Genomic DNA, 16,539 nt, shown 5'->3' with positions numbered 1-16,539 from the left:
ATTCAATCATACCGCTGCCACGGCTTGCTTTTTACTACTTTGGGGAGTTTCAGAATTTTCACTAGACGCCACCATAAAACCCTGCTGCTCTAAAAAGTTTTTCCCATTTTCATAAAGTATGGCTGCAACCACCTTGTCTAACACCTTCTTTTTCTTTGTAAATTCAAACAAGTCTTTGGTACCCCCATTTACTTTTTGATATTTCACAGCAGCAACCGGGAGCCATTTTAATAAACTGGCTTCCAAATCTTTCATACGTCTACTATCGCTACAAATTTTAGTGGTTTCAATAAAGCCATCAAAATCACTGCCGATACAAATAAATTTTTCTGGCTTATCATTGCCTATGGTTTTCATCCCAATAACCGCCATGATATGTAGAATGTTATAACAAAGATTTAAAGGGTGTAAATCTCGACGTGGGGGACTTAACCAAGCTTCTTCGGCCTGCATTTCTTCTTTGCCTGCATAGTCAAGCGCTTTTAGACTGTTATAAGGGAAATAAGAGATAAAATCAGCGGTTGTCATGAATTCGTAATTGTCATCTTGTTTCGAGGAGTTCAATTCATCTCCCAGCAAGTCCATATTCAAGGTTAAACCAATCAATCCTTTACTATTGGCAACCTCAATAATATCCTCATCCATTAAATTGATGGTACAGGGATTAAATGTAAATTCCTTTTTAATATTACCGCCCCAATAGCCTGCCATTTTGGGTTGGGTGTAAATCTTTACAGTTTTTATACCCTGATCTACATGATTTACACATTTTTTAAGCATCAAATTGTCTTTCCAATCATGTATTGAATAGCCAGTTACACCAACGTGAGAAGCGATCAACGGAATCGAATTGTATTTGTTTTTTTTACGAAATTCGTACAAATCCTCACGTGATTTCAGGCTCAGATGTTTAATATCTATTAGAACGGGGGCCGCAAGGTCAGTGTCTTTACCGTTAGACTGTTTTGAAGTCGTTTTATGTTGCCCATTCTGAATTTTAAGCTCGTAGGCACGTTTTATAACCTCTTTCCCTAATGCGGTCAACCCATTGCCAAATGGATAAAAAGACGGGTGTTTCAATGTCTTTAAGCCAAAGGCGTGAGTCGCCAAATGCTGTTCAGGAATATGTGTTAAGTGGGTCAACGTAAGGTATAAAATGTCCATGCCGGATTCTCGAAAAGAACCGACCAATTTTTGAAGTAGCATTGCAGGATCCTTGCGCTCTCGGGAAATGACAGTGCTGGGGTCGAAAAAATTATTATTAAAACTTGTGAATTCGTCATATTCTAAAGTGTTTCCTATTTTCTTCATGCAAAGGTTATGCCCCCCTTCAATGGCAAAAACCAATTTTGGACGGCTATCAGATTTGCGATCTTGCTTATCCGGGTAGCGTTTTATAAGGTTCAAGCTTCCCGCTTGTTGCAGTTTCGGCATGGCTTCATCGCGAAGTTTTCTATACAATTCGACTTCCTGCAAGAACAAATTGAGGTAGGACAGTTCCCCTTCCTTTACAGCTTCAAAATATTCAAGATCAAAAGGTTTTTTCAGATTGCTTTCTAATATATCAGCCACGAATCCTTTACTTGCTGCCAAACCAAACTCCAAAGCTGCTATTGCAGCCACTCCAAGACCGACGTGGCCCTCTCTCAAATAAGCGATGCAACTCTGGCTTTCAAGCCGTCTAAGGATGGTTTCTTCTGTATAATCCTTAAAAGCCTTTGACATATTTATAGGTTTGGTCAGATGACCATCTTTATAGGTGTCTTTAGACTGTGGCGCTAAATGGTTCTTGGCCAATGGGTGAAAATGAAGATCGAAGTAATTCTTGTTCATGATATTCAGTTTTTAATTGAAACTTTCAAAATATACTTTTAAAAGCCTTTCTGTTTGATCTTCGTCAAACTGATCATAGCTTTCAAACACCTTATTCACAGGTCGCCCCGTCATTGCTGCAACACTTATTCGTGCCCGCTCAGTGAGTGATTCATGAAGAGTGGCGCTCTCAAAGCCAGGGGTGAGTTTTTTTCTTGCCGTGTTCCATAAAAAATGTACAGTTTCGCGAACACCTAAGTCCCACTGCGCGGGTTTTTCCTTGCCCTTGTAGGCGTGCTTCAAACCCGCTAATAAGGCTTTGATTTTCACCTCTGTTCTAGGCATTTCTTGACGAAGTAATTTTTCTATATTTAAAATGCCCGCACCAAACCGCTCTTGGTCCCAATGGCCTCCATTTTCGTTGGGATCGGTATTTGCAGAAGCCTTCAAATGTTCTCGAAAGAGTTCGACGATTTGCCAAGGTTCTTTAATGTATTGATTTAGGAAGTTGATATGTTTAGCTTTCCACAAAGCCGCTGCAGAGGCCACATGTGGAGTGGCATAACTGGTTCCAGATCCGAAGACCATAATGTCTTCTTGCTTCTTACTTTTGAACGGCACATAAACATCCTCCCCCGGTGCGGTAATGTCAACTGCTGGACCATATGAAGTATGTCTCCAAGGTTCGTTATTAGGGTTAGAGGCTGCCACGGCAATAGTACCAGGATATACGGCTGGAGCTATTACTGATTCTACCATATTACCTGCCGCACATACCCAAATTATGCCACGTTCATAGGCTGTTTTGGCAATACTATAAATCATTGGCCGGGGATAACTGCCCATGCACATAAAGATAATATCTGCCTGTGAGTTTATGGCTTGCGAAACCGCATTGAACAGATTACGGCCTCTACCGATTAAAATGACTGATTTGGAAATTCGATAGGGTATCACCTTTACCAGAGGTTTGTCTTCCTCATTAATTACAATACCCCTATTGCCATCATTTTCGATAGTTCCATTGGATTGTTTTCCTACTATGATACTGGCAGTTCGCGTACCATGTCCGGGTTGTTTCAGAATACCAACACTCATTTCGTCACGGGCGTCATCACCATCTATAAAGTCTTCATCTTGCAATAGATCGTATCCACCCAAGACCTTGGAGTGATCTGTATAACCCGTGTCAAGTTGTACCAGCCGTATGTTTGCAGCTGTATTACCTAATTGAACATAATCCTCCTTCTTAAGGTTGGTAGCCTTCACAACTTCCCTATTCCAAGCTCTATAAGCCTGACGTCCTTGCGCTCCATCCTCAAGATGTTTTTTAATCATACTTGCATTGGCCCATTTAATTTTAAAATCACCTTCGCTCTTATCCCAATCTGCAGTGCCGTCGTCCAATGATTCAAGACTTTCATTACCGGTCCATCTGCCATAATGGCCTGGTTTTATATCAGTAGACATTTCCAGGTCTGGAGTGCAAGTCTCAATCTGCGGAAGGCCTTCTAGATCGGCCGCAATTTCCCATGGGCTTTTATCAGATTCGACATGAATGTAAAAGAAGTTACGGTGCGACTTTTCTGTAGACATAGGGTATAAGGGCTCACTTAAAACCAACCCAGGTACCAAACTGCTTGCATTTGCTTTCCAGTCGTTTTGCATTTCCTTGACCTCAGAAAGTTGAATCTCAAAATATAGCGTTTTTGAACTGTTACGATTTGAATGGTTCATCTGATATTGATTAGTTGAGCTTATTTTATTTTCCGTCGTTGGTGCTATTGTATTTGTATTGGTACTTTGAACACCAACCAAGGTAGCCTTGTACTTTTCCATAGACGAGGCCACGGGCATGCGCTCTATCATATTTAAAATACTGCTAATGCGAATCCCTTCATTGCCAATCCAGTCAATCGAGTTGTCAGGGTCTCCTGGTTGTACTACTGATCCATCTTTTCTCAGCCATTGCCCATGTCTATTCTTTCTCGGCACACCACTATGGTGCAGGGCGACAACTTCTCCCGTACCAAGCCCTAGAACCATACTGCCCGAAGAACCAGGTAAGGTGTCAGATTCGTAGATGAGAAAATCATCTTTTAGAACCAACATCCGAATATCCTTCATGACAATTTTTTTGTAATCTCCTTTGGGATGTTGTACCACAATACAGTTTTCACCGTCGATAATCTTTCCAACTTTTTTATCTAAACGGGCAACAGGAAAATCAGTAATTGCTGTTCCACTTTTTGACACTTCCTCAATGGCGACTACAGTAAAATCAAGACCACTATACGGGTTGTCAGGGTCTTTTTTATAACTCGAGGTTATAAAGAATTCTTCGGGTAGCAGATTGAAGCTTTCTGTCTTGTTCGGATTACCTTGCTGATCTAGCTCATAATTGAATTGAATGGTTGAATTGCGGGCCGCCTCAGGGCTAGAAAGTACATGATTGTTGGTAATCATCAAGTTTGGTGTAATCAAAAAACCCGTTCCATAACCTGTGTTTCCAAGTCTTGAAGTAGTAGTAATTCGTACTACCGCTTTTGACAACTCCACTATTCTTTCAATAATACGGATGTCTTGAAAATTAGCTTCTCCATTAATACGCTCCAGTGCTTGTAATTCTGCAGTTCCTTCACGTGAAATTCTATTGTTAAGTCTTTCTTCGTCAGTCTGTATTTCTGACAGTTCCAGTTTCCCCTGTCGCACTTGGGTTATGTCGTTTTTTATTCGGTCAATGTCACCTAGGACACTGGAATAATTAGAATAGGCCTGTTCGGCCAGGTCTTTGTAAATCTCTTCCATAATGACTTGCTTTGAATATTTAATATTTTGTCTTGGTTGTCATATTTCGCAGAAAACCCATGCTTTCGAGCGTACTTTATAATCGCTCTCCATTACCTAAAAGATTATGGAAGTGTAATGTCTCCCCAAGATTGGAGTTCCTTTGTTGGAATTCCAGTAACCTAGAGGATTCAAGAATTTGTTAAGAAATAAAAAGCGATAAGTGATCGTGCGATGAAAAGGAAAATAAACCACGTTTTGAGTAGGCTCGGAATAGAATTTCCGAGAGTACGCCATACGTTCCCAATACCCAAGATTTGCCATAACGTTGTCATCTTAATTGGCCTAACAATCGCAACGGGGAACATCAATTACAAAACCGCATAAATGCTTAATACAGATTTTGTTCTTTAACATTATGACAATTCCTCAAATCATGCAAGGATATATGTATCAGCGGTACCTAATCATGTGTAGATTGTTCCTTTTTATGCACAGTTTATGTAGGAAAATAGATTTTATTTTCGATACTATTGCCTTCTTTAATCATGTTGAAGTAATTCATACAGCCCTAGACCATTGCGTTATCGAATTTCAGATGAACGGCTCAATCACTACAAACTACAAGACGGGCCTCTTTTCTATTTTTTTCAAATAGGAGATCTCTACAGGTTTTCCTTCGCATCGAATTTCATGAAATTAAGTACTTCAAAACCACACCTCAGTTGTTACTCTTAAAATCAAAATCACCAAAAATGGGGATTGTGCCCTGTACCCATTTTGGATAGTTTTATAGCATCATCAAGAGATCATTATTGAAAGTTTCCTCCTGAAGAAGAAATACACTTTTTGTATTTCAGTTCCATACTTCAAATCTGTACGGACATCCATAAACTTAAAAACAACAGGATGGAAACAAAGCGACTTAATGAAACCCTACATAGTCTTGTGGGCCACTTGGTTCTAGATAATCCCAAGGACAAAAAACAATTCAGCCAACTTGGTAAATCGTTATCCAAATCCTCATTAGAATCCCAAATTCATTCTCCTATTAAAACCGGATTCAATTTTGAAAAGTCAGATCTTTTTTTTGAGAATAAAATTGAAAATACACAGAAAAAGGTCATTGCAGACATTAGAAAAAACAGGACAAAGAAAAATAGTGAAACACAATATAAAGTATTTAGAAGGGAAGCTCCGATTCGCGAACACTTACTTCACAACTCCATTGCCGACTGGGCAGTAGGGGCCAAAGTAGATCACTCCATAGGGCCTTTTAAAAACAAAGACGGTCGTCAATTCTGGTATGACTTTTTCCCGATAGAGAAATTGATAAAGCTCTATATGCAAGGAGAACCCCAAGCGGTTTTGTTATTCAAGATAAAGCTACGCGGAGGCCTTAATGACACCTCCGATTCGGTTCTGAGAATTAAACCGACAAAGACCTATACTCTTGCCAATGGAAGTATTTGGATAAGCTCCAAATTTCTCGCTCCAAATGCTCCCGCTGATGCCTATACAGGTCTTAGCATTAATGGTGGAAAAATTACCTTGAGTTCCATTCCCAAAAATATTGGTGGAAAGCTGACCGTTACCAGCAGCACAAAAATTTCGGTTGATCTAAAATTAAATCAACCCGAAGTGAACGATTCCGATCCTAACAGCCCCTATGGGCAGGATGCACGCAATATGGTTCTGAATATGCCAGACGTTTTAAAATTTCATTTCACAGGAAACGGTAGAACTATTGATCAAGTATCAAACGCCAATTGGGCGCTTTACGGACAGAAGATGCAGTTTAAATGGAATGCATCGCTGCAGACCGATTACGATGCCAATCTTCAACGCATTGTTTTTGGCTTTAATGCTTCTTCACAAGAACTTATTGTACAAAAAAGCGAATCGCAATTCAATCGTCTCAACGGTCAGGCCCCTATAAATAGCAGTGGATGGTTACTTCCGGTCGCAACCATAGATGTATCACAACCTATAGCTGCAGAGGGCATCGGACAAATGTACGTCATCTGCAAAGACCAAGGAATACATTCTACTTGGAATGGACTTGAAGGTGGAGGTCTTGCTTTGTCTAACCCAGGTTTCTTAGTAGGCCCGGGACAAATTTTCCTGATCGATTTTCAGGCCGGAAATCCACATGCAAGTCAGACACTAGACCTATGGAAAGATGAACTAAATCCATTCGGTACCAAGGTGCAACTCAGCTTTTCAAATCAGGGTTCGCTTATGCCATTTTATTATGTCAGTAATGCCAATGGCAATGAATTGCTGATGGCTTTGACCAATGCGAACTTCGAAATAGACCGACCAGTTAGGGTCAATGGAGAACCTCCAATGATTAGATCTCTAAATTCGCTTTTGTTGATTGCAGTAAGTAAAACGAATAGGCTTATTTACTTGTTTGATGACAACCTGATACTTGACGATGCTGAAATCAATAATGAAGACCCCGCAATACCAGACCGAATGGCCTTTGCCATTACCAACGCCCTATTCAAAGTACTACAACCCAACGGCTGCTTATTTTTTGGTTCGCTTTCAGAGGATCTTCAAAAAGTAGAAAAAGGCTTCTTTTTCATCACCTTTGGCCTATTGGCCTATATACCAACCCTGCCCGATCCTTATGCCGCAAATTTAGGAATATTGAACAGGCAAATACGAGGTAAATATGCCAACCGATCTGTAGGTGCTACAGCAGTTTCACAGCAACAATTTACAGCATGGTTGGTTTGTAGAATTGCTTGGGATGCTCCTTCGGATACTACTGAAAACGACAATGTTGCCGTATCATTCCATTTTGCACCGCTCAATAATCCGTTCGGCAGTGTATCCCTTGACAACCCTCAGGAGGAGGAATCTGAGGAAAGTGTTGGAACTATATCCACCACTGATACCAATGTAAGTTTTAAGCCAAGCTTAGGTAATCTGACTAAAATCAGTGCTCCATCGTCTGATTTGGGAATACAAAATATATCAAAGACCGTTAGAGGTACTACCACACCTTCTTCTTCTCGAAGCACCACTAAGGTTGCTGCTCCAATACATACCACAGCAGCAGCAGCATTTAACCCCGACCTTCCCGATCTTCCACACTATGAATCGGAATGGGACAAAGAGACATCCCGCTACAGAAGAGACCTTTTCGCCTTGCTAGATGTAAGTACCAATGCTGATCTCTTCGGTATTAGCTTTGATCTATTGACCCAACGAGATTTTCGGGTATCTACTACTGTAAACACTAGTGGTGAAGCAACCGCAAATTTCTTTCCAGTGCAGGTTGATGGTATGGAGGTAGTTAGTACTGGTGCCAATGTCAAAGCCTTTACGGTACCTCAGGTATCTTGGGAGCCCGTTTTTAACCTTACACCTCCCGGGCCCATTCCGGGCGACCCAGATTGGGGCTTCAATTATTATCCCAATGATGGCGGTCCGTCACATATCCTTAACAATAGTATGAAGCAAGTGGCTCTGGCCCCACTTCCTGTTACCGAATTTTTGGTCAAAAATCGTGAAGAAGACGAAGAGTTTATGGCTTTTTCGTTTTTCACACTTCCTTTTGGTCTAAAAGCCTTGGCCTCCATGGAAAAAACTTATGGAACAGGTAGTGAAAGTCGTGAAGGAGCCGATATCAATCGCGACGCAATAACCTTTGAAAATAACACTGAAAGTGGGCTACAGCTTCGATTGGATGCTGGAATGCCCCTGCGCGAGGGAGACAGCAAAATGTTTATGGGCACTACCGTGCAAATCAACAACATCTTAAACTTATTCGGTGGAGTAACGGGCAATAGCACATTAGGTGCTAGTGTGACGGAAATATTTAATGGGGAATTCTTTAATCCTCAGCCTGGCCCTTTTAACCTTTTGAAGAATCGTGGGGTACCTGTGACTAGAATGGATATGAGCGGATACGGAGCAAATATGTTCAGCAACTGGCTAAATTCAAAAGCGGCCTTGGCGGAAACCAGTCAAGCGAAGTTCGACATTTTTATGGGCAGATGCGCCCATGAAGTTATACAAGTGAAGAGTATAGTTTATCCATGGGCCATAAAAGTAGTACGCACCATCACCCTTTTTAGAGTCGCCAGTGGCTATACCTACCGATTTGATTCTGGATGGCGTGCTGAAAGTGATGGCAAGTTTGATTTCAGGTATTTTGTCTTTGTGCCAAATCCGGCCAATCCACCAGTTCCTCCATTAATAGCAGCGGAAAGGTCTCCTGATTATGAAATACACCCAGGTTTGGTAAAGGGTTTATTCAATATAAATAATATAGTAGAAACCGTAGAAATTGAACCTTTCGTTGATCAAATTCGTATCGCACCTGGGGAACTTTATGTAGATGAAGACGGTGAGGAACTAACCAATAACACGGGTAGCGATATCATTTTTGATGTAAAATTACAACCCTTGTATTTTGACGCTGATGTCGAATTGGAACATACAACCACTGGTTTTGTAACTAAGAAAACAGCCGACGGTGAAAAAGATGTGGTTCCATCAAAACGTATTGTGGGCTTTGTGCAATTAGCTCCTAAAGGATTGCCGCTAAACGAGGAGGCCCTAAAACGCCTTGTGCTGCGCCAAGGTACCATAGGTGGACCATTAGATTGCGAAGTAGATGTTGCGCGTAGTTCACAGAAAATGCGCATTAGTCGATTTGATTTTAGCAATTCCTTTGCCGATAATGGCATCGACCCCACCTTCGCGGTTGCGGGTCGCGGAAACGTACTGCTTCCGAAAGACGGTAGCTGGAGCATGGTAAAACATGAACGCAGCAACGGAGATGTGAGTCCGGTTCCTTCAGATTTAAGTGTTCCTGTTATCCGGGAAGGTAAAATCGTTAAAGATACGGTCAATGATACGGTAAAAGTACAAGAGCCTGTAGGCGGAGCTCTTACCCGCATCGCAGAACCTACTGAATTGCTGCGTCAACCCACAGATACGACATTAAACTACGGATTCTTACAAAGTACAGATACACAAAAAGCGTTGTTCTTGACACCTTCCTTTAAAAAAGGGGATACGAAGTTATTAAGTAAAACCCCACCCCTTTTTGTCGACGCTTTTCGCATTGTGAATTCAAAAGGTATTTTTCCCAACATAGGAGACGCCGAGAACTTCGTTAATGATACTATTGGAGAGGCAATTCTCATGAAAAAAAATGGATCATTTCCGTTTGATACCAGTAGTCTAAAAGACCTTGGTCAAGATGTATTTGAACTTATGGACATACAAGACACTATTGATAGTGTCAAGCAGCAGGGTTTGCAATTGCTGCATAATCCTGAAGAACTTTTCGATTTACCCACGGAATTTGAACTTATTGATGTGGGTGACGGTAATTTTAGAATCTACATTGAATATGCCAAAACCGATAATGATGGAAATGTAGAAGATGCCGGGGAATTGGAATTTGATATTAATTCCGTAGCCAAGAGCTGGAAAAGCAAAATGAACAATATTGGTCTGGTTATTGATTTAGCGGGCATCGAACGTCTTATGACCATTCGTGGGAATTGGGATTCAAAAAATGGAGAAGAAGCGACTTATCCAGAACCAGAACTTAAATTTTCACCCGAACTACAACCTCTGGTGGATCTCCTCGAAATTTTACAAAGTCTGCAAAGTGGAGACTATGGTGCCGCTATAGGCAAGGGTCTAAAACTCGCGATGAGTAACAAAGCTGGAAGTTGGGAGTATAAATTCGAAGCCTCCAAAGAGATTCCTGTACTGCGTTTCCCCGTACCCGACGCCGTATACAATGACCCCAACACTCCATTTAAGCTTGAATGTGGTTTAAACTTGAAGGCCTATTTCAATGCAGCGCTAAAAGTGACCACCGATGCCAATGAGTTATTGCCCAGCGCTGGTGGATCTCTTGGGTTCTATGCCCGCTTGTCTGTCATGTGTGTTTCGATATCCGCTGCAACGATTTACGCAATCGGGCAAGCGAATGTAGATATAGCAGCAGATACTAAAATTGGTCCGTCACTAAGAATGAAATTTGGCTTTGGTGCCCAAATCGTGGTAGGACTTCCTGTGGCTGGTAACGTGAGTGTTCTCTTTGTGGTCGGCGCCGAAATTTTCATCGCTGCCGGTATTGTAGAAGTTTCCGCCTTTATGCTGTTTGAAGGCCATGCAGAAATCTTAGGTGGTATTGTAGCCATCACCATACGCATTGAAGCCAAAGGCACATATACCAAGAAGGCCATCGGAGAAGGTTCTCGTACCGATCTGGAATGTCAAGTCACTTTTGGACTAGATATCAGCATCGCCTTTATTATTAATATAAGTTTTTCAGAATCCTGGTCCGAGCAACGCCAGATCGCTTAACTAAAGAAATGTATTATGCAACCCAATCAGCGATTATCGATAATGACATTTCCACAATTCTTTGATGGAAACGAACTACACTTGAATATAGTGGTCCTTCCGCGCGACCATAACCCACTCAATCCGATACTAATCGGAGGGGCGCCACCGCAACCTGGAGATCCACCAATTCCCGATTCTGAGATTGCTTTTGCCGATGCGGAATTTTCGTTTTCGGCACAGTTACTGCAAGGTTTTGGCACAAACCCTTTACCGCAGCCTCAACCCTTGAATCTTGGTACTCCGTTAAGTACGGTCTCCCCTGAAAATCCTCGAGAAATTTTTGAGGCCATGGCGAATCACATGCAAATTTTCGATTCGAATATGGAGAATTCCAATGCTAATCTCCAAAATATTCCGAAGGAAAGACAATTTCAAGAAGCTAGACCTAGAGCAGTTTCTGTAAGTAAGTATTTACCAAAAAGTTATAGAAACGCCATTAATTTTACAACACCGCGCACCAAAAATGCGGTGACCGATGACAGTTATCACTGTGCTGTAAAAGCGGCTAAGTACTACACGGGTTTTAAGAGAAGCTCCGACATTGTAAGCTGGGGCAAGGTTTACGCCCATATTTTACGTCAGCCTTTATTGGCTAGGGCGGCAGGCTTTATTTACTCCACTACCCTTTCAATAGAAGCAGATTCCTTTCCAGAGGGTGGCTATTTGTATATTGACTTAGCAGAGAGCAGTAGTTATAATCCTCAAAACGCAGCTGACCCAAACTTCATTAAAAATTATGCAGCTAGAATTCCGGCTTTAACACCGGGAGAACCACGTCATGTTTTTGCACCGCTCTTATATCCTGTTTTAACTACACATGATGGCAATTATGACGAACTATTTCAAGAAACTGCGGAATTCGATGATGGTTTCGCAAAAATAGTGCATTGCCACCAACCGCCGCATCGTAATCCCATAGAGGAAGAAGCAGATGGCTCTTATCCTACCAAAGAGACCGGTATTCATTGCTCTTGGAACGATGAACAAATCTTGATATGGTATATGCGTCAACTAATGCAAGATGATTCGGTAACCGATGCATCAAAACGATTGGATGCTCCATTGGGTATATGGGGATATCATATAGATGTAAGAGAATTAGCAGATGCGGGAGATCCACAAAATCCATGGGAATCATTGAACAGGGTAACAAGCAGGCAACCCCTGACGCTAGCACGTAATCCCGCAGATCCGTCAGGGGAAGTCATCGAACTGGGTGACTTTGAAGGAGAATTGCCTTATCAGGTCTACCCCTCACAACTCGATGGTACGGAACAGGTAACAGGGCAGCAACAAACCTATTGGCTACCGATGTACTTTGCCAACTGGAATGGTCATAGCATGGTTTTGCCGAATGCAGATGCCGCAACGGTATATCAGACGACCAATACTAATGTAGATATTGATCCGTATGGGGTGCCCGTTTTCGATAAAGACGGTAATCCGGTTCTAGACGAAAATGGTATTCAAAGAACTACTGGAACAGGTGTGACAGGAGCCGCACAAAATCAATTAAATCAAATGTACATCGCAGGGGCCTTAAACTCGCAGTTGCGATACGGAAGTAGTTATCAATTTAGGGTTCGCATGCAAGATATCAGCGGGGGTTCACCCAGTATTGACTTGGAACCTATCAACGAAACTTCCTCCGACATCGCGACCTGTGCTTTCAAACGTTATATTACGCCCATTCAACCCCGTATACAGGAAATAGAGGCGCTCCAAACCGATGATGAAAATGAGGAACATCCCATTTTAAGTACCGATGGCCCTTCAGAACTCAATGAACTGAATATCAGAAGACCAAAACTTGGGTATCCCGCAGTCGTTTATACCAATAAATATACAAATCCTATAGAGCGTCTTTTGAATCAATCCAATCTTGGATTGCAACCCGATTTGGCCAATGCGGAACATCGTGTGGGGCTCGGAATTGCCGATCCCGATGTAATGGCAATAGAAATTGTGGTAGAAATTGAAACTTTAAAGCTTGACATGCTCGATAGCGTTAATGGAAAAGAGAATTATGTACATCTGTACACTACAAGAAGGGCCTTCCCAGCTATCGAAGGAAATGAAGACAACTATGAAGCAAATCTCAACATCCCAATAGAATATGTAGACGTTCAAGGGCCTGATAAAGTTTTAAATCTTGGGAATGAACTAAACCTGGCCCAAGATTTAGGGCTGTCAGATGATATTGACAATCTAACTCAGCTGGTATTGCCTACAGCGCGAATGGCACGTTTGACCATTCGAGCTGTATGCGAGGATAAAGAAACGGAAGGAGAAACCAATGCCTATTACGGCGTAATCAACGCAGCAGATAAGCAGTTAGATATTCGCTATGGGGAAGCCTTTAGCATTCAATTATATAAACCTTCCGATGACGAGACTGGTTTGTTGGTGCAAACACCCGGCGTACCACAATTACAGGGTATTTATATGCAGCCTGATGTGCAAACAGTATTTGATGGCAAGGCAAGCACCTTACTTTTCGGCAAACAAAATAATACTACGCTCAACAATGTGCAGCGGCTGGCAGACCAATTGGATTTGGAAAGTACCGGACTCACCTTAAACGCCCCTAAAGGGAAAAGGGCCGTTTTTGCCTGTTCGAGCAGAATTCGTCATACCCTAGCCCCCGACGGATCATCAATAACGTTTGCCTCTAAAAGCGACCTTATCAATCATTGGCTTTGCTGCGTCAGCTTAGAAATTGATCGCGATTGGATGTGGGATGCCTTAAAAACAGATGGTTTTATCGTAAAACGAACTTATGGCTTTACCCATGACGACCAACAACAGGCCATTGATGCGGAAATTGGGCGTATAAAAATGATTAGAACCGCTTCTTTTGAAGCCTTAGACGAATCACAGCGCAATTCTACTCGTATTATTTTTATCGATGCGGTAGAACCTAAAAAAGAACAGTTAGGTCCTCAACCGGTATTTCCAGATACCATCGACCTTAGCTATACTTTGGAAACACAGTTCAAGGATAATCATGCCGTACAGCAAGATAATCCAGAAGTGCTAGCAATGACATTGCCCATTACCACCCCCCCTGCTCAGGTTCCAAAAATCGCTTCGGCCGGTATGGCGCTGTCTCCATATGTACGGGATGAAAAATATAGCAGCTCCGAATCAAGAAAGCGCTTCCTTTGGATTGAGTTCGATGAACCTGTACAAGATTCACAGGACACTTACTTTGCCAGAGTTCTGGCCAATTCACCAGATCAATTGATAAGTAACAATCACCCTTCATTGTTCGTAGCACCGGATGAACCGCCCTTACCGATTGACCCAGAACTACTGCGTGTTATCTCTCCAGCCTCCACCAATGATTTGGCTGGTCTTAATGCCATGCAACCCATGATCAAAAGTACCTCGAGTGATCGTCACTATATATTACCCTTACCACCGGGATTACATGCTAACAGTGACGAAATGTTCGGCTTTTTTACATACGAATTCCGAGTGGGCCATTTTGAACGTCCGCCGGAAAATCAGGGCGCGCTTCCAGAGAAAGTATGGGCCACTGCACAAGGTCGCTTTGGAAGACGATTGAAGTCTAATGGCATTCAGCATCCAGCACCGACCCTTACCTGTATGCCCAATAGAGATGAAGATAAACTATGGGTAACGGCGCCATACGCGGTTGCCGTTCACGATGGCAAAAACGTTACGGCCAATCCGCCACGAACCGAATTGTGGGCTTTATTATACGCACAGGTTAAACAAGCAGATAATAAGGATTATAGAAATATACTTTTGGATGACAGACCATTAGATTGGCGCGTTCAGATAGAAACCAAAAAGGAGGTCAATGTTTTTGAACGCTATTCTGCAAATGAATTAGATCTTTTAAACGCCATTACCTTAAAAACACTCAAAGGTCAGGCCACAGCAACACAGACCGGCAACTTCTTAAAATTGGTTGATTTCAGTAAAAAGAATAAAAGTTCCACCAAATACGGAACTACAGTATGGAGCAATCAAGAAGTAATACAGCTGTTGGCAACATGTGGTCTACCTGATGATGCCTCTTTAAGTATCGTAGTAGTGGAAACACTTCCACAGATAAACAATATCTTCGAGCATATGACCGACTTGCAAAAACCGACTACGGCAAAAGCCGCAGTCGATTTGATGGATGACAAACAGAGAGTGGCCTTTAGCAAAGAGCACAATACAAGATTTGGAGCAAGGCAAAGTACAAATACGGCGGCAGCCCAAGTACCAAGAAAACCTAGTCCGGTAAGTGATCAGCTAGGACATCACCGTATTATGCGCACTTCTCCTCTGACCAAAGTACCCGAAGTTTGTTGTACGAAATGTTAGCACGAAAAAGGTAGATCACAAACTGGCAATCAATAGACGAAAGTATAAAAGCTTTTAGATAGAAAGGAGATATCCTTGAATTCTCAAAGTGACTTTAGCCGTACTAATAAAGAAAATAGCTTTAAAATGAGTACGGCTTAAGTTGATCGATTCGGTAACAGTCATTTGTATACTCGGGCCAGAAGTGGTAGAATTAAAGATCGATAATCTTTGAAGCTCTCTTGATAAGTTGTGCGGTATTCTTAACTTGAAATTTTTCTATCAAGTGCTTTCTGTGAGAGATTGCGGTATGGTTGCTTATGAATAGTGTATCTGCGATTTCTTTAGATGAATATCCATCAGCTATTAGATGCAAAACTTGCTTTTCACGCTTAGAAATGGGTTTGGGTTGCTCTTTAAACCATAGATTACTCGAAAGATCACCCAAAAAATGTTCTATACGTTCTTTACCAGAAATATCAAAAAAGTAGTTCAAAGTAAAAAGTAAGCCTCTCTTTTTATGCAGTACCATCTCGTGTTGAAGATAGATACTTTCGCCCTTGCTGTTCAAGATATGATACCGTAAAACCAAAGGATTGCCATCATAGGCGTCGATAAGAAACTTACCTACCCTATTCTTAACAAGCAACCGCTCTTTAGGGCATATATTGGTTAACCAATACTCCCATCCCTGTGCATAGAGCTTGGGCATCTTCGACCCCAATAAAGTTTCAAAGTTTTCATTACAATAGAGAAAGTTTTTCTGCTCAACCAGATAAATGGCCAAAATAAGGTTCTTTACCCCATCGGCCTCCTTCATAATATCTGAGAGCCTTGTCTGGCAGCCCTTTTTTACTTGAGCCGCCGAATGCGATAAGGAAAAGTTGTGGGACCTTTTCATTTGGGGCTGAATTGGTTTCTTAAATGTAACCAAACCTAGATGGCCCTTTGTACGGTATTGTATAAATGGTAGGTTTAATTGTACAAACGGTATACTTTAAGATTGCCATGCTAAGTGCCTTTGTTGGAGCGAGCTTATTATCGATAAAGAGCGCCTCAATGACCTGATTTGGACCAACTTCTAACTGAAAATTAGCATTCTGTAGGATGCCAAAATTGTATTTGGAAGAGTTCACCATAAAACTCGTCAAAACTCACTTTCTATCGCTCAATGCTTAGGTAGCAACCCTTAAACTAATAGTAAGCGTATTTCAAAGACTTTTT

Annotated in this window: 5 protein-coding genes; 2 read left to right on the top strand and 3 right to left on the bottom strand. The window is 41.8% G+C overall.

Features of this window, described 5'->3' with window-relative positions:
- Nucleotides 1-6 precede the first annotated feature (6 nt).
- Both ABJN95_RS18270 and ABJN95_RS18265 read right to left on the bottom strand, forming a co-directional pair.
- A complete protein-coding gene (locus ABJN95_RS18270) occupies nucleotides 7-1,833 on the bottom strand; it encodes a hypothetical protein (protein WP_348372554.1) in 1,827 nt (608 codons plus the stop codon).
- A 12-nt stretch (nucleotides 1,834-1,845) separates the two neighbouring features.
- Nucleotides 1,846-4,620: a S8 family serine peptidase gene (locus ABJN95_RS18265; protein WP_348372552.1), complete on the bottom strand. Its 2,775-nt coding sequence runs from the start codon at nucleotides 4,618-4,620 to the stop codon at nucleotides 1,846-1,848.
- Nucleotides 4,621-5,508: 888 nt separating this feature from the next.
- Here ABJN95_RS18265 and ABJN95_RS18260 point away from each other — a divergent pair.
- Complete coding sequence (locus tag ABJN95_RS18260) at nucleotides 5,509-10,950, top strand: hypothetical protein (protein ID WP_348372551.1); 5,442 nt, start codon at nucleotides 5,509-5,511, stop codon at nucleotides 10,948-10,950.
- A gap of 15 nt (nucleotides 10,951-10,965) precedes the next feature.
- Nucleotides 10,966-15,336 (top strand): hypothetical protein, encoded by a 4,371-nt coding sequence (locus tag ABJN95_RS18255; protein ID WP_348372549.1) that lies wholly within the window; start codon nucleotides 10,966-10,968, stop codon nucleotides 15,334-15,336.
- A 193-nt stretch (nucleotides 15,337-15,529) separates the two neighbouring features.
- On the opposite strand, the gene ABJN95_RS18250 is transcribed toward ABJN95_RS18255, so the two are convergent.
- Nucleotides 15,530-16,216, bottom strand: coding sequence for a helix-turn-helix transcriptional regulator (locus ABJN95_RS18250; RefSeq protein ID WP_348372547.1), 687 nt, complete (start codon nucleotides 16,214-16,216; stop codon nucleotides 15,530-15,532).
- Nucleotides 16,217-16,539: the final 323 nt, after the last annotated feature.

The sequence above is a fragment of the Maribacter sp. genome (genome assembly GCF_039974175.1).
Classification (GTDB): domain Bacteria; phylum Bacteroidota; class Bacteroidia; order Flavobacteriales; family Flavobacteriaceae; genus Maribacter_C.
Note: the sequence above shows the minus strand (reverse complement) of the source record. Positions and strands in the feature narration are given on the sequence as shown.